We start from the raw sequence: 21760 nt of genomic DNA, 5'->3' as shown, positions 1-21760 counted from the left end.
TTCATTCTTGAGGGGCGGCGGGATATGCCGTAAGGACATTCCCCAACGCTGTCTTCAGCTCTCCCAGCCAGGGCTCGTAATTCACCCACTGGTCGACCCCGCTCTTGTAAATGGGCTGGCGGACCTGTTCGGAGCTCGCGGTCCGGACCGCTCGCTCGGTCTGGTGGAAGTTGAGGCAGGCTTCTTCGAAAGGCAGACTGCAGTAATCAAGGAGCGCCCGGATCTGGGTCTCCGGGTCCGCGACCATTTCTTCGTAAATCACCCGATGAACAACGCCGGGCGCGATCTCATCGAAATGCTGCATCAGGAGAACATAATCGCGATAATACCGCCCAATGCGTTCAAGACCATAGGAGAACCCCTGCCCCTTCGCAAAATGCTGTTTGAAGCCGGAAAAACAGCAGGCCAGCGGATGGCGGCGCGCATCGATGATTTTCGCATTCGGCAAAATAAGATGGATGAGGCCCACATGCATGAAGTTGTTGGGCATCTTGTCAATGAAAAACGGTTTATCAGTTTTCCGCTGAATGCGAGTCCGTTCGAGATATTCCTCGCCGAGGGCCTTCAACTGATCGTCTGAAAGTTCGGCGATAATTTCAGGATAGCGCGATTCCTCGCTGCGTTTCGCTTTCCCGCCGAGGCGCTTGACGATGGCGATGATATCCGGAAGCTCCATCGTGCCTTCGACCTGGCTGTGGCTGGAAAGAATCTGTTCCAGCAGCGTCGAGCCGGCCCGCGGCATGCCGACAATGAAAATCGGATCGGGTTTTTCGCAGCCCTTGCCTTTTTTTGCAGCGATCAACGCCGGCGTCAGCACGGCTTTCGAGCGCTCAAGGCGCAGAGCCATCTCGTCTTCGTCGTAAACGATCTGGCTTTGCCGGATGGCGTTGCCACGTTCGTAATGACGGAAAGAGGCTTCATATTCTTTCGCATCTTCAAGCGCCTTGCCAAGTGCAAAATGTAGATGCAGCCGGTCATCATCCTCGATATCGGCGCGTTGAAGTTGCGCGCGCATGTCAGCGATATTGGCGTCATCGAACCTGAAAGTCTTCAGGTTGGCGAGACTCCAATAGGCTTCGCCAAGGCTGGGCTGGAGTTCGATGCTTTTCTGATAAGCGTCAATCGACTCGGGCGTTCGCCCCACGGTCTTGAGCGCATGTCCGTAGCTCATCCAAGCCTTCGGCTGTTTCGGATACTCCTTCAACAAGGCGCCGTAGCTTTCGATCGCCTTTTCATATTCGCCGACGCGCACCAGCGCTGACGAATAGAGCGTGCGATAGTTGGGATTCTTCGGATCGTTTTCGAGGAGTGTCTCCGCTTCTCTATAGGCTTCTTCCGCTTTCCCGAGACGCAGTTCAATAATGGCAAGGTTATGCCGGGCCGCCGTAAAGCTCGGCGCCAATTCGACGCAGCGCAAAAGCAGATTCTCCGCATCCTGATAGCGCCCGATGCGCGCGGCGAGTTCCGCGAGCATGCGGATCGCGGCGACATCGGTCGGATGCTGTTTGAGATAGGTTTTCAAGAGCCGCTCGGCGATCGGAATGTCGTTGCGCGCGAGCGCATCGGCGGCCTCGAGAAGCCGCGGGTCTTTCGCCGCCGTTTTGATGTGGCGCATATAGGCGCGGTCGGCGCCCGCCTCGTCCCCCGCCATGGTTAACTGATCGCCCAGTGCGCGCCAGGCGCTGGCGAGACCCGGATCGAGGCTCAAGGCGCGTTCAAGCGAGCGGATCGCGGCCTGCCCTTGCCCTAGCGCGCCATAGGCGAGGCCCATTTCATGATGGGCCGGAGCAAAACCCGCATCCTCCGCGATCATCTCTTGAAGCTGTTCCAGCGCGCCTTTCGCATCGCCCTGCCGCCGTGTCGCCGCCGCGAGCAAAACGCGCGCATCGCGCTGTCCCGGAATGGCGGCGAGGATCGCCCTCGCCTGTTCAGCGGCGTGTTTCGGCGACTTTTCAAGCAGCATCGCCCCCTGTTTCAGGGCGTCGGCGAGATTGCCGGAGCTGCGTTCCTGTGCGGCGTCAGTGATGCTCATGCGACTTCCGTTTCCGGAAAAGCTTAGAGGGCGGAAAATACTCCCGCAACTCTTCGCCGGCCGGATTAACCTTAGGCCGCAAGCGGCCCCCGCGCATCCTTGAGAATTTCGCGCGCCGCATTGCGCCCGGGCAGACCAGTGACGCCGCCGCCGGGGTGCGCCCCCGCCCCGCAATGATAGAGCCGTTTCAGGGCGCCGCGATAATCGCCAAACCCGAGCGCCGGCCGCGCCGCCCACATCTGATCGAGGGTCATGGCGCCATGCATGATGTCGCCGCCGATCAGGCCGAATTTGTCTTCGAGGTCCTGCGGCGTCAGCACCATCCGTCCGAGAACGGACGCTTTGAAATTCGGCGCATATTCATTGACCGTCGCAATGGCGAGATCGGCGACCTCGTCGCGATGATCCGCCCAGGACTTGCCATCGGGGAGTTCCGGCGCAAATTGCTGACAGAAAAGGCTCGCCACATGTTGTCCCGCTGGCGCGAGGCTGTCGTCCACCGTCGACGGGATCAGCATTTCGACGATGGGTTTGCGCGACCAGCCATATTGTTTGGCGTCGGTGAAGGCGCGGTCCATGTAATCGAGGGTCGGCGCGATGATGATGCCCGACTGGAGATGCTCGCCCGCTTCCGGCAAGCAGGTGAATTTCGGCAGTTCCGACAGCGCCACATTCATGCGCAAGGTGCCGGAACCGCAGCGCCAGCCATCCATGCGGCGCTTGAATTCCGGATCGAGTGCGTCCGCCGGGGTCAGCCGCCCGTAAAGCAGCTTCGGGTTGACGTTGGCGACGACCCGTGTCGCCGCGATCTCCTCCCCGCTTTCAAGGAGAACGCCGACCGCCTCGCCGTCATCGACCAACACCGATTTCACCGGCGCGTCGGTGGTGATCTCGACGCCCACGGACTCGCAGGCCTTTTTCATCGCCTGGGTGATTGCGCCCATGCCGCCGACCGCATGGCCCCAGGCGCCCTTGACGCCGTTCACCTCGCCGAAGACGTGATGCAGCAACACATAGGCCGAGCCGGGCGTGTCGGGGCTGGCATAATTGCCGACCACCGCATCGAAGCCGAAGACCGCCTTCACCGGATCGGAATCGAACCACGCATCGAGGAATGTCCGCGCGTTTTTGGTGAAGAGGTCGAGAATGTCCTGATGCAACTGCAGATCGCCCTTCGCAGCCGGCCATAACTGCGAGGCCGCCGAAAGCGCCGCTTTCAACTTGTTTTTCGGGTTGGGCGGGGTCTGCATGGAGACATGGCGCAACACATCCGCCACCGCCTCGAGCCGGTCGTAATAAGCGGGCAAGCGCTCGGCGTCGGCGTTGGAGAATTTGCGGAACTCTGCCTGTGTCTTTTCAAGACCGCCGCCGGCTTTAAGGTAGCGGCCGTCTTCAGTGGGCAGGAAATTCGAGACCGGCCGGTTGATGACTTTGAGGCCTAGCGCTTCGAGCTCCATGTCGCGAATGACGACAGGGTTCAAAAGGCTCACCGTGTAGCTCGCGACAGAATTCCTGAAGCCGGGGTGAAACTCTTCAGTCACCGCCGCGCCGCCGACAACGCCGCGCCGCTCACAGACCCGGACCGAAAGCCCCGCCCGCGCCAGATAAAAAGCGCAGGCGAGCCCGTTATGTCCGCCGCCGATCAGCACCGCATCATATTTGCCCGCCATAAATCCTGCCTGTCTTTCGAAAAAGGAAACGCCAAGGGGTATCGCCGCTCAGCAAGAAAGGCAATCTCCAGGGCGGACGCATTCTCCTCGGAATGTTGACATTGCTTGGATTTCTGACGGTCTTCCAAGAAACCCAACGGCTCAGCGCTGAAACTAAGTTTTGCCGCCCGCATGCGAACAGTTCGACACTGCTCACTCGGCATTGGCGAGCGCAGAAAGAAAATAGACTCCATAAACCTTACAGAGATCAGGCAGAGCCCTAGCCGCAGGAACGCCGCCTCGCCTTGGCGCAACATATTGAATGACCAGTCAGCAGCGAACCATCGATGTATCTGCTGTGTCCAGTGCGGGGCGGCGGCGCTCCCTATAGCGGCAGGCCGGCATAGTTCTCGGCGATGGCGCGGCGGGCGGCTTCGGACGACGCAACATAATCGAGTTCGGCGACCTGAATGCGCCGGTCGAAGGCGCCGTCCGTCGGGAAGCGATGCATCAGCATCGTCAACTGCCAGGAGAAGCGCTCCGATTTCCAGACCCGCGCCAGCGCTTTTTCCGAATAGGCGGCGACCGCGTCATGATCGTTTTTCGCAAACCATGCGATGAGCGCGCGCGAAAGATAGCGCACATCCGACGCCGCAAGGTTGAGCCCCTTGGCGCCGGTCGGCGGCACGATATGTGCAGCGTCACCCGCGAGAAGCAAAGAGCCGTGGCGCATCGGCTCGAACACGAAGGAGCGCAAGGGCGCGATGGATTTTTCGAGCGCCGGTCCGCGGACCACATTCTGCGCAGCCTCCTGCGGCAGCCGGAGGCAAAGCTCGTCCCATAATCGGTCGTCGGGCCAGTCTTCTACTTTTTCGGTCAGCGGCACCTGAATGTAATACCGGCTGCGCGTCGGCGAGCGCATGGATGCCAGCGCAAAGCCGCGCTCGTGATTGGCGTAAATCAGTTCGTGATTGCAGGGCGGCACGTCGGAAAGAATGCCGAGCCAGCCGAACGGATAAACCTTTTCAAACTCCTGGCCCGCGGCAGCCGGAACCGCCTTGCGGGACGGCCCGTGATAACCGTCGCACCCCGCGATGAAGCGCGCGTCGATGCGATGCTCGGCGCCGTCCTTGCGATAGGTGATGTAAGGCGCGTCGGTTTCGATGTCATGAAGAGTCGTTTCGTCCGCCTGCCAGACGATCTCGAGACCGCGCGACGGCGCTGCGTCAATGAGATCTTTCGTCAGTTCGGTCTGGCCGTAGACCATCACATGCCTGCCGACGAGCGACTTGAGATCAATGCGGATAAGGCGTTCGCCGTCAGCGAGATTGAAGCCTTCATGGGGCAGGCCCTCCGCGCGCATGCGGTCGGCGATGTCGAGGTCTTCGAGAATGTCCGTCGTCACGGTTTCAAGGACGCCGGCGCGGATGCGCGACAGTACATGATCCTTGGTCTGACGTTCGACGATGACCGCGTCGAGACCGGCCTGGCGCAGAAGATGGCCAAGCATCAATCCAGACGGCCCTGCGCCGATAATGGCGACCTGAGTTTTCATTCGCGGATCCTCCGGCGGCATTGGTCTTTTGTTCTTCGGATTGCATATTACGGGCGCAAAACTGCGCCAGAAATGGACGATCCGGCAAATTTATTGTATTTTCCAGGCATGCCCCAACCGCATGACAAGGTCGCCGCCGCGCCTGCCCGCTTCGCTCTTTATGGTGAGCTGCCGGGCGCATCCGAGCTCGAACTCATCCATATCGAAGACATCAGGTCCCGGGCCCGGCTCTATGACTGGACCATCACGCCCCATTCGCATCGCGATATGTGGCAGTTCATCCATGTGGCGAAGGGCGGCGCGGAAGCGACCCTTGAGGACGCGCGCATCGCTCTCGCCCCTCGCAGCGTCCTCGCCATTCCCGACGGCGTCGTGCACGGCTTCGCCTTCGAGGAGGACACGCTGGGCTGGGTCCTGTCTACCGAGACTCGCCTGTTTGAGACCGCCGCCTTCGCGCCCCTTCGCGGGCTCCTCGCCGGCCGCGGTTTCGGCGTGACGAAGCTCGACCTCTCTGCTGCGGAAAACCGGGACCTCAGTTTCCTTTTTTCCCGCCTGCATGAGGAATTCGTCGAGGCGCGCGAAGGACGCGCTCTGATGCTCGACAGCCTGACGAGCGCCCTTCTCGTCCTCATGCTGCGCAATGCGCCGGGCAAGTCCGGCCCCGGGGTCGCCGCGCCGGAGGGCGCGCGTCTCGCGGCAGGGTTTCGCGATCTCGTCAATAAGCGTTTCCGCGAACATTGGAGCATAGACCGCTACGCCGAAGCCCTCGCCGTCAGCCAATCGCAGCTCTCGCGCACGATCCGGCGGGCCACGGGCCAGTCTCCGGCGGCGATCATCAACGCAAGGCTGCTGCTCGAAGCGCAGCGCAACCTTCATTACACCGAGGCTACGGCGGCTCAGATCGGCTTCGATCTCGGCTTCCAAGATCCGGCTTACTTCTCGCGTTTTTTCAAGCGGCTGACCGGCGTCACCCCGCGCCGCTACCGGCTCGAAAGCCGGCGCAACGGCTGATCAGGCGCCGGCTGCGGCTTTCGCTGCAGCAGTCTCGCGCAGGGCCGTCTTCAGGACCTTGCCGGCGCCATTGCGCGGCAGCGCATCGATCTGCGAATAATGTTTCGGTATTTTGTAGCGCGCGACACTCTCATGCAGCGCCTTCTGAATATCGGCGAGGTCGATCTTGGCGCCGTCATGAGGAACCCAGAAGAGATAGCCAACCTCGCCCCATTTCTCATCGGGTACGCCGACCACGGCTGCTTCCTTGACGCCGTTAACGCCCGCGACCACGGCTTCGATCTCCGCCGGATAGACGTTTTCACCGCCGGAAATGAACATGTCCTTGCGCCGGTCGACGAGCCAGTAAAAGCCTTCATCGTTCATGCGCGCGATGTCGCCGGTTCGGAACCAGCCGTCTTCGGTGAAAGCCTCCTTCGTTTCCTTCTCGCGGCGCCAGTAGCCTTGCGTGATGTTGTCGCCTTTGAGAACAAGTTCGCCCGCTTCGCCAACTGCTATGTCGGCGCCGTCCGCATCGACGATGCGCGCCTTGATCCGCGGCGTCGCGACGCCGACCGATCCCGCATGGCGATTGATGATCTCCGGGTCGACGGGCATGCCGAACACGGTTCCCGCCTCGCTCATGCCGAACCCGTCGACCACGGGAATTCCATCGCCAAGCCAGGCGCGGATATTCGCCGCGGGGTGCGGCGCGCCGCCGGTGAAGAGCGCCGTCAGCCCGCGAAGTTTATCCGGATCGTAATCGGGATGCGCGCGCAGCACCTGCGCCATCTGCGGCACGCCGAAATAATGCGTAACCTTCAACGCCGGATCGGCGAGCCGCGCCAGCGTGCGCTCGGGAATGAAGCCGTCGGAGATCAAGAGGGAGCCGCCGCGCATCATCGGCGGGCGGACATTCGTTATGAGTCCGATGATATGAAACATCGGCGAATCGCAGAGGAAGACGCTGGTTTCATTCACGGCGCCGAGGATCGAGAAGTTGATCGCCGTTTCAGCGAGGTTGCGTTCGCTGAGAAGCGCGCCTTTCGGCTTTCCCGACGTGCCCGACGTGTAAAGGATGAGCGACGGCTTTTCGCGGCCGATGAGGCCGCCGCAAAAAGGCGCCGCCGCGACGATCTCCTTGCGGAATGCGCTCATGGGGACGCCGTCGAACACCGCGTTTTCGAGGTCTTCCCCTTCGACGAGCAAGGCCGGATCCGCATCCTCGATCAGCCCCTCAAGCTCATGCACAGCGAGCCGCCAGTTGAGCGGGACATAGATCGCCCCGAGCCGCGCGCAGGCGAGATGCAGCATGACGAGCTCGGCGCAGTTCTTCGACAGCGACGCGACGCGGTCGCCCGCCGTCACACCGCGCGAAGCAAGCGCGCCGGCGCAGCGCGCGACGGCGCCGTCGAATTCGGCGTAGGTCCAGCGGCGGTCCGTCGTCAGGTCCGCCACTGCAAGCGCGCCGGGACGAAGACGCGCCTGCATGCCGAGATCGTCAACGGGCGCAGCCATGAGCGGCCCCCTTCGCTACTTCTTCTGCTTCGAGGTGTCGTAGGAGCCGAGGCCCGGCTTGTAGGTCTTGTCGTCGAGGAATTGCTTCATGCCTTCCTTGCGCGCCTCGCCGTCGAAATAGTTTAAGGCCTCCTGGGCGCGGATGAGATAATCCTCGGCGTTCTCATACGTCATCTCGCCGACCCGGCGCATGGCGTCCTTCGTCGCTTTCAGCGTCCACGGATTTTTCTCGAGCAGCTTCTTCGCGACTTCCGCAACGCGCGCTTTCAATTTGTCCGCCGGCAAGGCTTCGTTGACGAGCCCGGCTTCCGCCGCTTCCCTGCCGGTCAAATTCTCGCCCAGCATGGCGTGATACATCGCCTTCCTGAACGGCATCAGCTCGAACGCCACTTTCGTCGCGCCGCCGCCCGGCAGGATGCCCCAGTTCACTTCCGACAGGCCGAACTGCGCCTCTTCATCCGCATACGCCAGATCGCAGGCGTAAAGCGGGCCGTAACCGCCGCCGAAGCACCAGCCATTGACCATGGCGATGGTCGGTTTCTGATACCAGCGCAGGCGCTTCCACCATGTATAGGCCTCGCGCTGCGCGCCGCGCGTGCCGGCGAGCCCTTGCGCTTCGGTCTCGCGGAAATATTCCTTGAGGTCCATGCCCGCCGACCACGCCGTCCCTTCGCCGGTCAGGACGAGCACGCCGACATTGTCGTCGAACTCCAGTTTATCGAGCACCCGCAACATCTGCCGGTTGAGTTTCGGGCTCATGCAGTTGCGCTTCTCCGGGCGGTTGAACTTCACCCACGCAACACGGTCCACAACCTCATAGGCCACGGTCTCTTCTTCAGGGCGGTCGGTCACTGTGATGTCTCCAGAATTCTGATTGTATAAGGGTTAGATCGGAAAATGGCCGGCTTCGGTTTCGATGGTGATCCAGCGCAGTTCCGTAAAGCTGTCGATTCCCGCCTTGCCGCCGAAGCGGCCATAACCCGACGCGCCGACGCCGCCGAACGGCATCTGCGCCTCGTCATGAACGGTTGGGCCGTTGACGTGACAGATGCCCGAATGGATTTTGCGCGCCACTTTAAGCCCGCGCGCCGTATCGCGGGTGAAGACTGCGGCGGAGAGCCCGTATTCCGAATCATTGGCGAGGCGAATGGCGTCGGCTTCGTCCTTCGCACGGATGATCCCGACCACGGGGCCGAAGCTTTCATCGCGGTAGATTTTCATCTCCGCGGTCACGCCGTCGACCACGGTCGCCGGCATCAGCACGCTCTCCGCCTTGCCGCCGGTGAGGATCTTCGCCCCTTTAGACGCCGCGTCTTCGATCAACGCATTCACATTCTTCACGGTCTTCTGGTCGACGACCGCGCCGAGCGGTGTCTTGCCTTCGCGCGGATCGCCGGTCGCAAGGGATTTCGCTTTCGCGGCGAATTTTTCTGCAAACTTATCCGCCACCGCATCGACGACGATGATCCGCTCCGTAGACATGCAGATCTGGCCCTGATTCATGAAGGCGCCGAACGCCGCCGCCTTCACCGCTTCGTCGAGATCCGCGTCTTCGAGCACGATCAGCGGCGCCTTGCCGCCAAGCTCGAGAAGCACCGGCTTCAGATGCTCCGCCGCACGCTTCGCGATAATCTTGCCCACCGCGGTCGAGCCGGTGAAATTGATGCGCTTCACGGCAGGGTGATCGATCAGCGCGCCGACCACGTCTGCGGCGTCTTCGGGCGCATTGGTGACCACATTGACGACGCCGTCAGGGAAACCAGCCTCAGCGAATGCCTCGACAATCAGCGCATGAGTGCGCGGACAGCTTTCGGAAGCTTTGAGAATAACCGAGTTGCCGCAAGCGAGCGGAACCGCAATCGCGCGCACGCCGAGAATGATCGGCGCGTTCCACGGCGCGATGCCGAGAATGACGCCGACCGGTTCTTTCAGCGCCATGGCGAGACAGCCCGGCTTGTCGGAAGGAATGACTTCTCCGCTGATCTGCGTCGTGATCGCCGCCGCCTCGCGCACCATGGACGCCGCGAGCATCAGGTTGAACCGCGCCCAGCCTTCGGTCGCGCCGATCTCGCCCATCATGGCGTCGACGAACTTGTCCGCCCGCGCCTCAAGCGCCGCCGCCGCTTTCATCAGGACGGCTCTACGGGCGTTCGGCCCCATGGCCGCCCAGGCGGGAAAGGCCGCCGCCGCGCGCTCCGCCACGGCCGGCACATCTCCGGCTTTCATGGCGAGCGCCTTGCTCGCCGTCTCGCCGGTAAGCGGATTTTTGCGTTCGAATTCCATGGTTTCCTCCCTTTGGGACATTATTGCTATAATCCATAGCATTCTTGATTGCGATGAACAATAGCATTAGCGTAGCGGGATGAGCGAAATCCGCGAACCGGCTCTCGTCGAGCCTCTGGAAAAATTTCTCGGCTATCAGCTGCGGCGTGTTTCTGCGGCGTCGATGGCGCATCTCGCCAACGCCATGTCGGCGCAGAGCCTTTCGCCAGCCGCTGGCACGGTGCTCTTAATGATCGAAGCGAACCCCGGCGAGACCCAGGCCCGGATCGGCCGGGCGCTCGCGATCCAGCGCGCGAACATCGCGCCCCTGATCGCGCGCCTCGAAAATGACGGTCTTATCGACCGCACGGTCAGCGATGGGCGTTCTTACGGCCTCGCCTGCACGCCGAAAGGAGCAGCGGTCGCGAAAACCATCAGACGGATCATGGCTAATCATGAGGCCGACCTTTTCGGCGCTTTGAGCGCCGGGGAGCAGGAACAATTGCTCGATCTTCTCATCAAGGCGCGCCGCGCCTTCGCCACGCAAGGCGAAAGCTGACTTCAGTAGTCAACGAAGATATCGGCGCGCCGGCGCGAGGCTTCCGGAATGTCGCCTGTCCCTTCCGTCGTTACCGGCTCTGGATTGAATGCGGTGCGTATGCTGATGAGTTCCGCCGGAACGCCCATGCGGCGCAGCGCCTCCGCCACCGTTTCCGCGCGCGCCTTGGCGATCTCTTCCTTTTCGACAAATACGCCGCCGGCAACCTCATAGGGCTCGCGCACCGCATAACCGGTCACAGTGACTTTCTTCGGCGAGGACGAGACGATGTGGTTGGCGGCGTCGTCCATCAGGTAATCATCAAGCTGATAGACAAGGAAATCCCGATTATAGTCGAAGAAGAGGTTGAAGGTCACATCTTCATGCGGCGGTTCAGGCGGCTTGCGCGGAATATAGAGCGGCTGAACCGTCCGCCCAGGAAGGCGGAATTTCACGCCGGGATAATCTTCCGCCGGCAGGACACGGCGCACGCAAGCACGGTCGCGCAGAAGCGAAAGCCGCATGGGATTGAGCACGACGCCGCCGCAAGTGTCCGCAGCCCCCTCCTCCACATACCCTTCGACCAGCACGCCGAAATTCCAGTCGGGCTTCGTCGGTGCACGCGAAACGTCATAGACGATCCCGGTCTCCGGGTCTGTCGCGAGCCAGCATCCGGATTTGATGCCGTCGTCGGTGTCGCGATAGACCGGACAAGCTGCGAACGCTTTCAACTCGCCGGTCTCAGCCAGTGCGCCGGAAACAACCGCTGACGCGAAAAAAATTGCTGCCGCCGCAGTCTTCATAGGGCGCTCATCAGGTTCACGAGGTCCTGTTTTTCCTGTTCGGTGTAGCCGATATTGTAGCGCCGCTCGTAGAACTCGATAACTTCGCGCAAGTCTGCGGCGGAGCCGTTCGAGAAATAAGGCGGGCGCGCCGCCAGGCCGCGCATGGACTGCAGGGTGATCTTTCCGACATCGGCGCAGCGCCCTGTTGTCAGCGCAAAACCGGGATCGTAGGTCAGGATTTCGCGGCCGAGATGCGGATGCGGCTCGCCCGTGCAGGTCACGCGAAACAGCGGCAGATGCGGCGCCGGATCGGCGTAAGGCGCGTTCACCGTGCCGAGATCGACCTGGCCCGGCGCCACGTCATTACCCATGGCGCTCATATTGTGACAAAAGACGCAAGAGTTTCGCACCGGATTGCCGAACCCGATCGGCGAGTTAATGCCCGCCGAATCCGAAATCAAAAACGTCTTTTCGCGGAAAATCCGCGCGCCGCGCGCGACCGAGCGCCGGAATTCAAGCGTCTTTTCGTCGGCGTCTTTCTCCGCCGCCGCGTTCTCCCACGGCTGGAATTCGCTCCAGACCGGCCTCGTGTCTCCGCCCAGAAGGCCCGGTGTCGAGTTTTCAAGCATTTTCGGCCCGCCCGTCGCGCCGGCCGCCTCAAGATCCCCCCCGGCCGCGCTCACCTGCTGCGCGGCGTAAATGCGCAATTCAAAGTCGAGAATTTCCTTGAGATCATCCGCTGACATATCCTCGACCATTTGCAGATGGGTCGCCGACGCCTCTGTCATCTGCGCATTCAGCGTGATGGCGCGCCCATCCGCCATAAGGTTGCCGGAAAGCCGCTCGCCGGTTTCCGGATCGAGAGGCAGCGGCAGCCCCTGTTTCGGATCGAACGGAAACCCGACGGCGGTCAGATATTTCATATTCGCAACAGGACGCGGACGGCGATAAACAGAAATTGCGCCTTGCTGCTTGCGCGCATCGAAACGCTTCGGCGAGTTGCAGCCGTAAGGATCGCGCACAATCTCGATCCTGAATTCCGGTTTCCGCGCGGCGCCAACCGTGCCTTGCGGCGGCCAGGGCCGTTCGATGCGAATGAGGCCGTAATCGAGCAGCAGCGAATGAGAGTCGCGTTCCCCTTGCGGAAGGTCAGGACAGTTCGATCCGTCGAAAGCAGCGAACAGGGGATCGGTTCCGTTCGTCTCGCGCCAGCGGTCTCGCGCCGTTTCAACACTGAGGCTCATTGAGTCCGCTGGTTGATGACAGGTGACGCAGGCGCGCCCGTCGGCGCCGAAAGGTTCGAAAAAGGCGTGGCCTTTCGTCTCCATTGGCCCGCCGGTCACCAGCGTGCGCAATTCGCCATGTTCGTTTTCGTAATTGAGCGAGCGCGGGAACACCCGGCCCTCGCCCGGAGACCACCAGCGCGGCGGCTCCTCGCCGCTTTCGGGCGCTGCGGAGCCGCTTTCCAGCGCATACCCGACGCCGGCGATCAGCGCTCCGCCGGCGATCAGCGCGCCTATTACGCCGCGTTTGTGCAAAATTCCTCCGTTCGCCGCCGTTTTCTCGATTTTTTGCTGTCGGCTTCAAAAAGCATAACCGGGGCGCACAGGATTGCAAGCGCTTACATTGTGGGTTAGAGACGACGGGAAAAACATAAAGGACGGAGGAAAAATGGGCGGCGTCGTGCTGGCGACCGGCGACATCGCGCCGGATCGCGACAATCCGGATGAATGTTTCGCCGCGACGGCTTCGTTACTGCAGGGCGCCGACCTTGTGTTCGGACAACTGGAAACGAGTTTCGCCGATCATGGCGTTCGCCTGCCGCAGACGCGTCACGCCGTCCTGTCGACGCCGAAGGCCGCCGCAGCCGTCGGGAAAGCCGGCTACACTGTTATTTCCTGCGCCGGCAATCACTGTCTCGACTGGGGACCGGACGCGCTTCGCGCCACCATCGCCAATCTCAACAAAAGCGGCGTCGCCGTCATCGGCGCGGGCGAGAACATCGCCGCCGCGCGCAAGCCGCATATTCATGTCATGCCGGATGGCACGCGCATAGCGATGCTCGCCTATTGCTCGATCCTGCCGCACTCCTTCTGGGCGGAAGAGAACAGGCCTGGTTGCGTCCCGATGCGCGCCCATACGGTGTATGAACAAGTCGAGCATGACCAACCCGGAACGCCCGCACGCATTCACACCTACCCGCACCGCGAAGACCTCGCCGCCATGGAAGCCGATATTCGCGCGGCGAAAAAGGAAGCCGATCTCGTCCTCGTTTCCCAGCATTGGGGCATTCACTTTGTGCGCGCCGTCATCGCCGATTATCAGCGCGACGTCGCGCGCGCCTGCATCGCGGCGGGCGCCGACGCCATCTTCGGCCACCACGCCCATATCCTCAAAGGCGCAGAAGTGATCGACGGCAAGCCGGTGTTCTATTCGCTGTGCAATTTCGCGACCGATTTGCGCATGACGCCGGAACATGCGGCGCGCAAGAGCTTCAAGGAAATCCAGGTGCTCGCCGAGAAATGGGAGCCGAATTTCGACAGCCTTTACAACTTCCCGGAGGCTTCGAAACGCTCGATCATCGCCCGGCTGGAGATCAGCGACGGCCGCATTACCGAAGCCGGCTACCTGCCGCTCTATATCGAGGACGACGCGGTGCCGAGGGTCGTTGACCGGGACGATCCGCGCTTTATGGAGGTTGCGGATTACATGAAAGCGGTGACTGAGGAAGCGGGCCTCAACGCGCAATATTCGGTCCGCGACGGGCGCGTCGTCATTGAAGGAGTTCGCTGATGCGTCTTACCGCGCCCATCGAGTTGATGCTGTTTCTCTATTTCATCACCTATCTCCCCAATATCATCGCCACGAAACTTGTCACCAGCCTTCCCCATGAAGGCTTCGGGCGCGCGCTTACCGGCCTCGAAACATTGCCTTCGACGCTCATCATGAACCTTGTGATGACGTATTTGTTCATCTGGCTTTCCGGCTGGCATCGCGAAGCGAATGCGACGCAGATCGGCGGCAGGCGCATTCCGATCCCCACGAAATACACCCTCCTCTCCGGCTTCGGCACGGCGCTCATTCTGTTCACCGTGCCGCTTTCCTTCACTTTCGAGGGCGTCAGCATTCCCTACATCCAGCTTCTGATGCGCGGCGACATTCTCATCATCGCGCCGCTGGTAGATCTGGCTTTTGGGCGCAAGGTGCGCTGGTGGAGCTGGACCGCGCTGGTCATGGTTTTCATCGCCCTCGCCTTCGTCATTCAGCAGAAGGGCGAGCTCGGCCTGCCGCCGCTCGCCATCGCCACCGTTGTGCTTTACACGCTCGGTTATTTCGTGCGTCTCGCGGTCATGACCAAAGTCTCGAAATCCGGCGATCCGGCGTCGATCAAGAAATATTTCGTCGAGGAAAAGGTAGTCGCGCTGCCCTTGTCGGTGCTCGCCCTCGCCGCGCTTTCGCTGAGCGGCCTCGGCTCGCAGGCGGGACAGCTCGAATTCGGATTTATCGAAGTGTGGACCGACCCAGTGATCCTGCCGCTTGTCTTCATCGCCGGAACCCTGACGATCGTTTCGATCTTCGCGGCGATCATTCTTCTCGATGCGCGAGAAAATACTTACTGCGTGCCGCTCGAACGCTCGGCCAGCCTGCTGGCTGGTGTGATCGGCGCTTACATTCTCTCGCTCGGTTGGGGGCTCAAGGCGCCGACGGGTTCTGAAATTTTCGGCGCCTTCATCCTCATCGCCGCCATCGCGCTGTTATCGCTCGCGCCGCGCTTCGATCGCAAGATGAATGCGGCGCGGGCGGAAGCGCAATAAGCAATCCTCAAGCGCTGTCCCGCGCAATCAGCCGGAAACCGACGTCAATTGTACGGTTTTTAATGTCCTCGCCGAGGGCGCGCTGACGCATGGCCGCGATCGCCTCGCGCGCAATGCGCGCGCCGTCGACATCGATAGTCGTAATGGTGGGCCGCATTTCGCCCGCGAGCGAGCTGTTGCCAAAACCAACCACGGCGATGTCGTCCGGCACTTTGAGCCCGCAGGACATGGCTTCGACCATGACGCCCTGGGCCAGTGAGTCGGAGCCGCAGACGATGACATCCGGCCGCGGATCGAGCCGCCGAATCTTGGCGAACGCCGCCCGCGCGCTGCCGAAATGCACGGGCGCTTCAACGTCGTCCTCGGTGACCGGCGCGCCGCCCGCGGCCGCCCACTCAGCGATGAGGCCGTCGCGGCGTTCGCGCGCGCGCGCCGTCGATGGCGTTAAGAGATGCGGATGAAGATAGCCGCGCGAATGGATGAAACGGGCGATGTCGACGCCGACGGCGCGGTGCGAAAAGCCGACGGCGAGATCGATGGGATTTTCCGGCAGTCCCCAGATTTCGATAACCGTGGTGCTGCTCCGCTGCAGAAGGCCCCGCAACTCCTCATCTTCAAGAATGCCGGTGAGAATGATCGCGTCGGCGCGGCGCGCGAGCGCCGCCTTGATGAGCGATTCGAGCCGGATGTCCGCCGTGCCGGTCAGCCCGAGCATGACGACGATGCCCTCGGTATAAAGCTGCTCGACCATGGCTTCGATAGTCTGACCGAAAATCGAATTGGAAAGATGCGGCACCAAGGCGGCGACCAGCCGGCTGCGATTCGACGCAAGGCCGCCCGCGAGAAGATTCGGCACATAGCCGATCTCCGCGACGGCCGCCCGGATCTTCTCCGCAGTCGCCGCAGCGACGACGTCCGGGTTATTGAAAAACCGTGAAACCGTTGCAGTCGAAACGCCGGCACGCGCCGCCACCTCGTCCAGCCGTGCCGATCTGCCGGGAGAATTCGTCATTTACCCTATCCATTTGCCATTGCTGAGTTTTAGCATGAAAATAAGTATAGCGAGTTTCTTGCAAGCGCTTTCATTCAGGCCTATTTTGTCGCTATGAGAGATGATTTCGATCCCCTGGCGCCGGAAACCTTCGACAGCCCCCATGAGGACTATCGGCGGCTCCGCAAGGAATGCCCCGTGGCCCACAGCAGCGCCTGGGGCGGATTCTGGGCGTATATGAAACACGCTGACGTGTGCGCCGCAGCATCGGACTCGTCGACCTACATCACCTCGAAACAGAACGTCATCCCGAAGGTTGCTTTCACCGGGCGCCGCCCGCCCCTGCATCTCGACCCGCCCGAACACACGCCCTATCGCCGTGCGCTGGCGCCGCTTCTGACCGAAAAGAAGGTTGCGCGTCTTGAACCTGTGATCGCTTCGCTTTGCGACGAGCTTCTCGAAAAAATGATTGCTAAAGGCGGCGGCGATCTTTGTGCGGAATATTCCGCGCATGTGCCGATCGTCACCTTCTCGCACTGGATGAACCTGCCGGCCGACCAAATCGCCGAGCTCGCCGAAACCGGCCGCACATATAATATCGCCGTTCAATCGAACGACATGGAGACCACCAAGCAATCCAGTCTGAAGCTTTACGATATGGCGCGCGCGCTGCTTAAGGCGCGCAAGGAAGCGCCGCTCGACCCGGCTCTCGATGCGACAACCGCGCTTCTTGAAGCGCGCTACGAAGGAGAGCCCCTGCCGGAGGATCTGATCGTCGGAACCATCCGCCAGGTGCTTGTGGTCGGGATTATCGCGCCGACCGTCACTTTCGGCGCCGTCGGCGTTCACCTCGCCCGCGACCGCGCGCTGCAAACGAAACTTCGGGAGCAACCTGATCTTATTCCTGAGGCGATTGAGGAATTTCTGCGCCTTTACACTCCCTATCGCGGTTTCGCCCGCACAGCGACGGAGGATGTCTGCAAATACGGGCGCACCATCAAGGCAGGCGAGCCGATTGCGCTTGTCTACGCCTCCGCCAATCGAGACGAAGAAGTTTTCGAGGCGCCGGACGAGTTCCGGCTTGGGCGCGAGAACATGAAGGACTCGCTCGCCTTCGGCCGCGGCGTGCATTCCTGCGTTGGGGCGCCTCTCGCCCGGCTTCAGATGAAAGTCGCGCTCGAGCGGTTGCTGGCGAAGACCAAAGGCTTCTCACTTGCAGGAGAACCGGTGCAGACGCGTTTTCCGGAGATTGGCGCGCTGAAAGCGCCGCTGGCGTTTGAGTAGAAACGCTGCAGCTCAAACTCCAGACAGATTAGTCGATCAAAGTTCGCGTTCGAGGACCGGATCAGCGACGCATTCGAACGACGCCGCATCATCGGGATCGCCCTCGCGATAGCGCGCGCTTTTCGGAAAGGCGCAGAGCGGACGGCTGAACGCCTTCTCGCCGTCATTGATCTTGGTCGCGACGATCCGCTCGGGCGCGTCGCCCTGCTCAACCCACGCGACAAGCGCGCGCAACATGTCGTGCTCGGCATCTTCAACCGGGGGCGGTTTCATGAAGCCGCCAAAATCGTCCGCTCCCGGACCGCCGCTGCAATGATAGACGCCGGGCGCCATGAACAGCCGCATGAAGTCGGAGACATCGCCGCCCAATTCATTACGCACCGACGTCACATAATCGATGGTCTGCTGCGCCAGCACCGAAGAATCCCACCAGCCATGATAAAGAATGATCTTGCCGCCGCGGTCGCGAAACGCCGCCACCTCCGGATTGTCGGCGCGCATGTCCGGCATCAGCTTGTGCAGCGCTGCGACATCTTCGCTGACCCGAAACCCTTGCGGATCCCAGTGCGGGTCGTTGTGCACGCCCTGCCCGAACATTTCGAGGATCAGCGAAGGCGCGGGGCCAGGACGGGCACGCAAGCCCGCGAGCAGGCCCTTGTCGACGGCCTTCCCGTTCTCGTCTTTGAGCGGCGCATAGATAGCCTTGGCCATATCGACCTGCCCGTCTGTCAGGCATGAATTTGTTTTATCGGCTTCGCAACGCAAGTCCGCGAACTCAAACCAGCAGGCTTTCGGATTTTCCACCAGGCCGTCTTCAAGACCGTCATGCCGGTCGCAAACCGCCGTGACATGGTCCTCGACAAGCTGCCAGTCATCGTTGGTCAGCGCCCCGTCGGGATTTTCCTGCTGGCGCAGCGCTGTGACGAGATGGCGTGCAGAGAGAATGGGATTGTTCGGTCCCGGCGCGCCGGAGATGACGCCGTCATAATCGGATGGATAGAGCTGCATTTCTTTCAGCGCCTGGCGCCCGCCGCCGGAACAGCCGATGAAGTAGGAATACTCCGCCTCATTCCCGTAATAGGCGGATATGATTTTCTTGGCGGCGACAGCGGTCAGATGCTGCGCGCGATGGGTGAAATCCTCCGCCTTTTTCGCATCGAGCATCCAGCCCGCATCTTCAAACTTGTGACCGGCGTCCGTGGTGGCGCCGGCGAAACCGAGCTTCAACCCCCGCGCCATGTCCATATAGTTGAAATGACCGGCGCTGCCGCCCACGCCTGCGCCGAGCATGCGTCCCGTCCAGGCGTCTTTTTGCGGCAGCCATATCTCGAAGCCGATATTGCCTTCGATCGATCCTTCAACGCGGCAGAAAGGCTCTTCGACTCTGATTTCGCCGCGCCCGAATGGATGCCGAATCGTCCAGACAGGGTCCGGTTCAACTGCTGTCGCCCCGGCAATTTCTACATCCGCAAGCTTTATCTCTTTCAATTCTTCGCAAGCAACCTTCCTGTCTTCCGCCAGCGCAGCGCCGGCGAACAAAAAAAAGGCGCCCCCCGCCGCAACGTATGCTGCGGCAAGGGGGCGCTTCCGGGAAGAACCTGGCGACACTTAGAAACGCTGGGTCAGCGTGAAGGAGACAAGACGTCCGATTGGGTCGGCCGACTGCGCGTCATAGCCGAAGGTCGTGTTTACATAGGGCGGATCCTGATCGAACAGGTTGCGCACATCGACAGCTGCCGTGAGGCCGAAGTCGAATTCGTAACCGAGATACGCGTCAACAGTCGTATAGGCGTCGACGCTCTCGGCCGGCATGACCGAATTGTTCAGATAGCCGCTCAGATGGTTGACGGTCAGCAGCGCGCGAACCGAACCCGGGCTCCAGCCGACGCCGCCTTGAAAGCGGAATTTCTGGCTGTTGTTGATGGTGTTGAGGACATCGGTCAGCGGCTCGCCCGGCGCCACAGCGGTTTCAAGCTTGGTCAGGTAGGACCCATTGAAGTAGAAATCGAAGTCCTCGTAGTTGTAGCCGACATTGAAGTCGATGCCGCTGGTATCGGTGACGCCGAGATTCTGGCGGCGGCCGTCAGCGATGAAGGTCACGCTCGCAGCATTGATCGGAGAGTTGATTGGCGCGCCCGAATTGATAAGCGCGTCTATCTCCGCCGCCGTCGGGTTGAGATTGACGTAAGGCGCATAGATCGGATTGGTGAGCAGCCCCGGCGTCCCGCGCAGCGCAAGGATCTGATTGGTGTAATGGATCGACCAGAAGGTCGCGCCGACGGTCAGGCCATCCACATAGGCGGGCTGATAATCGAAACCAACTGACCAGGTTTCCGCTTCCTCTGGCTGAAGATCAGGATTGCCGCCAGCGATCCCAATGCCGAAGCGAAGCCCGGTTGGCGCGCTTGGGTCCGGCAGCGTGTCGCCATAAAGGCCGGCGCCCGCGCCGCGGGTGAAAATTTCCGCGAAGGTCGGCGCACGGAAGGACGTGCCCCAGCTGCCTTTGATCGCCAGCGATTCGACGGGCTCCCAGGTCAGGCCGAATTTCGGATTAAAGGTCGAACCGAAATTCGAATAGCTTTCATAGCGGCCGGCGATCGAGAGATTGAGCGTCTCGACGCCCGGCATCGCATTCGACGCGCCGACGAGCGGCACATAGAGCTCGTAGAAGCCGGCTTTGACGTTGCGAGAACCCGCTTCGACAACATGGATAGACGCTGCGGAAGAGCCGATTTCGAGATCGGTCGACAGCCCCTCTTCGCGATATTCGCCGCCCACGGCGAGACGAACATCGCCGCCCGGGATTGCGAAAAGCGATCCGTCGAACTGAAGGTTGAAGACATCGAGATCGGATTCGCCCTGGATCACGAACAGGCGGTCGCGAATGGCCGCGAGCGTCGCCGGATTGTTCGGTCCGCCGAAGACGTTCAGCGCCGTCGCGGGGTTTGTATCCGCGGCGGCGGCGTTGAGCGCGCCTGAGTTCACGCCAAAGCGCCGGTCAACAAGATCTTCCGAATGACCGTGGGAATAATAGAACTCGCCGCGCCAGTCGGCGAAGAGGTCCGCCTCAATGCCGCCGGTAATGCTGTAGACTTCACCGAAGCCGTCATTCTCCGAAATACCGGCTTCCGGAATGAGGGAGTAGCCGACGGTGACCGACGTCGCCATCGGATCGGGAGAAACGAAATAGGGGTTGGTGTTCGGAACAACAACCTGGAAGCTCTCTCCCGGCGCACCGCCATTGCCGCGCAGGGTGAAGCTGCGTTTGTAATAATAACCATCCGCGAAAAGACGCACGCGTTCGCCAAGATCCTGACTCGCCGCCACCGTGACGACGTTGCGCTTTTGCGAAGGAATGATCGAGTTGTCCTGCTCGGTGGCGCAGCGATTGACTGTACCTGGCGCGAGATCGCCGACATTCGCGGGCGTTACGCCGCCTTCAGGGATCGCATAGGACGTGCCGTTCACATAAAGCGTGCCCGGCGAACAATCCGTGGAGCGCAGATCGCGTCCGCCGAATTCCGTAAGATCATTGCGATACCAGTCGCGGTCCGATCCTTCGAGCACGGAGTTTTCCGTATGCTCTGCGGCGATCATGATCCGGCCTGTATCCCAGCTTTGGCCCAGGATGCCGGCCACCTGCCACTCGTCATAACCGCCGTCTGCGAAACCATAGCGGCCGCGCACCTCGACGCCTTCAAAATTCTTGCGCAGGTTGAAGTTCACAACGCCTGCAACGGCGTCCGAGCCGTAGATGGCGGAGGCGCCGTCGGCGATTACTTCCACCCGGTCGATAGCGATCGACGGAATGACTGACGGATCGGTGAACTGGCCTTGGGTGCCCGCTGCAGGCATGCGCCGGCCTTCGACAAGCAAAAGCGTCGAGAGGACGCCGATGCCGCGCAGGTTGATGCCCGCCCCGCGCGTAACGTTTGCGGCGCCGTTCTGCGCCGAGCCGCCATTGGGGTTGGGCCCGAGGGAAACGACCTGCGGCAGGCGGCGGAGAAGATCCGCCGTTGATGTCGTCGGCGTCGTCGAAATCTCATCCTGACCGATGGCGATCACGTCCGATCCGACCGGGTCGATGCCGCGAATGCGGCTCCCCGTCACGATGACGGTGTCGCTCGAAGCGGTGGCGGTTTCGTCGCCGTCCTGCGCCTGAGCCGTCCCTGTAAGCGCCATCATCACGCCTGCGGCGCAGCCGGCCATGAGCGCTGGCTTTAGGCTGAAGCCGCGAATCAAAACGGTATTGTGAGCAGTTGATCTCATTGAACCCTCCCAAATGTTATTTTGTATTTTTTCGCAATATGTCGCAGGATGACGCCTTATGCAAGCGCTTAC

16 protein-coding genes are annotated in these 21760 nt (G+C 61.4%); 5 read left to right on the top strand and 11 right to left on the bottom strand.

Annotated elements, in window-relative coordinates; translation table 11 throughout:
* Nucleotide 1: 1 nt before the first annotated feature.
* From ACQY5P_RS20475 to pobA, 3 genes are all read right to left on the bottom strand, one after another.
* Nucleotides 2-2032 (bottom strand): tetratricopeptide repeat-containing sulfotransferase family protein, encoded by a 2031-nt coding sequence (locus ACQY5P_RS20475; RefSeq protein WP_428408732.1) that lies wholly within the window; start codon nucleotides 2030-2032, stop codon nucleotides 2-4.
* Between the two features lie 71 nt (nucleotides 2033-2103).
* Complete coding sequence (locus ACQY5P_RS20470) at nucleotides 2104-3702, bottom strand: phytoene desaturase family protein (protein ID WP_428408731.1); 1599 nt, start codon at nucleotides 3700-3702, stop codon at nucleotides 2104-2106.
* A 364-nt stretch (nucleotides 3703-4066) separates the two neighbouring features.
* The gene (pobA, locus tag ACQY5P_RS20465; protein WP_428408730.1) at nucleotides 4067-5236 is read right to left on the bottom strand and encodes a 4-hydroxybenzoate 3-monooxygenase; all 1170 of its coding nucleotides are present in this window, start codon (nucleotides 5234-5236) and stop codon (nucleotides 4067-4069) included.
* A gap of 108 nt (nucleotides 5237-5344) precedes the next feature.
* On the opposite strand from pobA, the gene ACQY5P_RS20460 reads away from it, so the two are divergent.
* Nucleotides 5345-6247: a helix-turn-helix domain-containing protein gene (locus tag ACQY5P_RS20460; protein ID WP_428408729.1), complete on the top strand. Its 903-nt coding sequence runs from the start codon at nucleotides 5345-5347 to the stop codon at nucleotides 6245-6247.
* Here ACQY5P_RS20460 and ACQY5P_RS20455 read toward each other — a convergent pair whose 3' ends face one another.
* From ACQY5P_RS20455 to ACQY5P_RS20445, 3 genes are read right to left on the bottom strand one after another with little or no spacing between them, the layout of a single operon-like run.
* Entirely contained in the window at nucleotides 6248-7744 is a 1497-nt protein-coding gene (locus ACQY5P_RS20455) for an AMP-binding protein (RefSeq protein WP_428408728.1), read from the bottom strand. It abuts the gene before it with no gap.
* A 15-nt stretch (nucleotides 7745-7759) separates the two neighbouring features.
* Nucleotides 7760-8596, bottom strand: coding sequence for a p-hydroxycinnamoyl CoA hydratase/lyase (locus tag ACQY5P_RS20450; RefSeq protein WP_428408727.1), 837 nt, complete (start codon nucleotides 8594-8596; stop codon nucleotides 7760-7762).
* Between the two features lie 33 nt (nucleotides 8597-8629).
* The gene (locus ACQY5P_RS20445; RefSeq protein ID WP_428408726.1) at nucleotides 8630-10027 is read right to left on the bottom strand and encodes an aldehyde dehydrogenase; all 1398 of its coding nucleotides are present in this window, start codon (nucleotides 10025-10027) and stop codon (nucleotides 8630-8632) included.
* A gap of 79 nt (nucleotides 10028-10106) precedes the next feature.
* Here ACQY5P_RS20445 and ACQY5P_RS20440 point away from each other — a divergent pair, with 79 nt between their 5' ends.
* Nucleotides 10107-10565, top strand: a complete 459-nt coding sequence (locus ACQY5P_RS20440; RefSeq protein ID WP_428408725.1) for a MarR family winged helix-turn-helix transcriptional regulator — start codon at nucleotides 10107-10109, stop codon at nucleotides 10563-10565.
* Between the two features lie 2 nt (nucleotides 10566-10567).
* Here the strand turns inward: ACQY5P_RS20440 and ACQY5P_RS20435 are convergent, their stop codons facing one another.
* Together ACQY5P_RS20435 and ACQY5P_RS20430 are read right to left on the bottom strand one after the other, a co-directional pair.
* Complete coding sequence (locus ACQY5P_RS20435) at nucleotides 10568-11347, bottom strand: hypothetical protein (protein ID WP_428408724.1); 780 nt, start codon at nucleotides 11345-11347, stop codon at nucleotides 10568-10570.
* Complete coding sequence (locus ACQY5P_RS20430; protein ID WP_428408723.1) at nucleotides 11344-12867, bottom strand: hypothetical protein; 1524 nt, start codon at nucleotides 12865-12867, stop codon at nucleotides 11344-11346. The genes ACQY5P_RS20435 and ACQY5P_RS20430 overlap by 4 nt, the downstream gene beginning before the upstream one ends.
* A 133-nt stretch (nucleotides 12868-13000) precedes the next feature.
* Between ACQY5P_RS20430 and ACQY5P_RS20425 the strand changes: the two genes are divergently transcribed.
* Together ACQY5P_RS20425 and ACQY5P_RS20420 are read left to right on the top strand one after the other, a co-directional pair.
* Nucleotides 13001-14122 (top strand): CapA family protein, encoded by a 1122-nt coding sequence (locus tag ACQY5P_RS20425; RefSeq protein WP_428408722.1) that lies wholly within the window; start codon nucleotides 13001-13003, stop codon nucleotides 14120-14122.
* Nucleotides 14122-15144, top strand: a complete 1023-nt coding sequence (locus tag ACQY5P_RS20420; RefSeq protein WP_428408721.1) for a hypothetical protein — start codon at nucleotides 14122-14124, stop codon at nucleotides 15142-15144. The genes ACQY5P_RS20425 and ACQY5P_RS20420 overlap by 1 nt, the downstream gene beginning before the upstream one ends.
* Nucleotides 15145-15151: 7 nt before the next feature.
* Here ACQY5P_RS20420 and ACQY5P_RS20415 read toward each other — a convergent pair whose 3' ends face one another.
* Nucleotides 15152-16156 (bottom strand): LacI family DNA-binding transcriptional regulator, encoded by a 1005-nt coding sequence (locus ACQY5P_RS20415; RefSeq protein WP_428408720.1) that lies wholly within the window; start codon nucleotides 16154-16156, stop codon nucleotides 15152-15154.
* Nucleotides 16157-16249: 93 nt separating this feature from the next.
* Here ACQY5P_RS20415 and ACQY5P_RS20410 point away from each other — a divergent pair, with 93 nt between their 5' ends.
* Nucleotides 16250-17419 (top strand): cytochrome P450, encoded by a 1170-nt coding sequence (locus ACQY5P_RS20410; protein ID WP_428408719.1) that lies wholly within the window; start codon nucleotides 16250-16252, stop codon nucleotides 17417-17419.
* Nucleotides 17420-17455: 36 nt separating this feature from the next.
* Here the strand turns inward: ACQY5P_RS20410 and ACQY5P_RS20405 are convergent, their stop codons facing one another.
* The gene (locus ACQY5P_RS20405; protein WP_428408718.1) at nucleotides 17456-18958 is read right to left on the bottom strand and encodes a tannase/feruloyl esterase family alpha/beta hydrolase; all 1503 of its coding nucleotides are present in this window, start codon (nucleotides 18956-18958) and stop codon (nucleotides 17456-17458) included.
* 69 nt (nucleotides 18959-19027) lie between these two features.
* On the bottom strand, nucleotides 19028-21688 hold the full coding sequence (locus ACQY5P_RS20400; RefSeq protein ID WP_428408717.1) for a TonB-dependent receptor plug domain-containing protein: 2661 nt from the start codon (nucleotides 21686-21688) through the stop codon (nucleotides 19028-19030).
* Between the last annotated feature and the right edge of the window lie 72 nt (nucleotides 21689-21760).

It is taken from the genome of Hyphococcus sp., assembly GCF_965267305.1.
Classification (GTDB): domain Bacteria; phylum Pseudomonadota; class Alphaproteobacteria; order Caulobacterales; family Parvularculaceae; genus Hyphococcus.
Note: the sequence above shows the minus strand (reverse complement) of the source record. Positions and strands in the feature narration are given on the sequence as shown.